Below are 1089 nucleotides of genomic sequence, written 5' to 3'. Positions count from 1 at the left end.
ATTTGTGCAAAAACTTACGGCGGTGAAGCGAAAGATTACTCACAAATCGACTCAGCACCTGAAGAAAAAGCACGTGGTATTACAATTAATACTTCACACGTAGAATACGATTCTCCAATTCGTCACTATGCGCATGTTGACTGCCCGGGCCACGCCGATTACGTTAAAAACATGATTACTGGTGCTGCTCAGATGGATGGCGCGATTCTTGTGTGTGCTGCGACTGATGGTCCAATGCCACAAACTCGTGAACACATCCTTCTTTCTCGTCAGGTTGGTGTACCTTACATCATCGTATTCTTGAACAAGTGTGACCTTGTTGATGATGAAGAATTACTTGAATTAGTAGAAATGGAAGTTCGTGAACTTCTTTCTACTTATGACTTCCCAGGTGATGACACTCCAGTTATCCGTGGTTCTGCGCTTAAAGCGTTGGAAGGCGATGCTGGTCAATATGGTGAGTCTTCAGTTCTTGCTCTTGTTGAAGCGCTTGACTCTTACATCCCAGAACCAGAACGTGCTATCGACAAAGCATTCTTAATGCCAATCGAAGACGTATTCTCAATTTCTGGTCGTGGTACTGTAGTAACAGGCCGTGTAGAAGCTGGTATCGTTAAAGTTGGTGAAGAAGTAGAGATCGTTGGTATTAAAGATACAGTTAAAACAACTGTAACTGGCGTAGAAATGTTCCGTAAACTTCTTGACGAAGGCCGTGCAGGTGAGAACTGTGGTATCTTACTTCGTGGTACTAAGCGTGAAGACGTACAACGTGGTCAAGTACTTGCTAAACCAGGTACAATCAAGCCGCACACTAAATTCGACGCAGAAGTATACGTACTTTCTAAAGAAGAAGGTGGTCGTCACACTCCATTCTTAAATGGTTACCGTCCACAGTTCTACTTCCGTACAACTGACGTAACTGGTGCAATCCAATTACAAGACGGCGTTGAAATGGTTATGCCAGGCGACAACGTTGAAATGTCAGTAGAATTAATCCACCCAATCGCAATGGACCCAGGTCTACGTTTTGCGATCCGTGAAGGTGGTCGTACTGTAGGTGCTGGTGTTGTTGCGAAAGTAACTGCATAA

General features: G+C 44.2%; 1 protein-coding gene. It reads left to right on the top strand.

Going from position 1 to position 1089, the window contains the following annotated elements:
* The coding region (tuf, locus tag MKX14_RS18195; RefSeq protein WP_057105407.1) for an elongation factor Tu at window positions 1–1089 on the top strand (1089 nt) is incomplete at its 5' end.

This window comes from Acinetobacter pittii, assembly GCF_022449185.1.
GTDB lineage: Bacteria > Pseudomonadota > Gammaproteobacteria > Pseudomonadales > Moraxellaceae > Acinetobacter > Acinetobacter pittii_I.
Note: the sequence above shows the minus strand (reverse complement) of the source record. Positions and strands in the feature narration are given on the sequence as shown.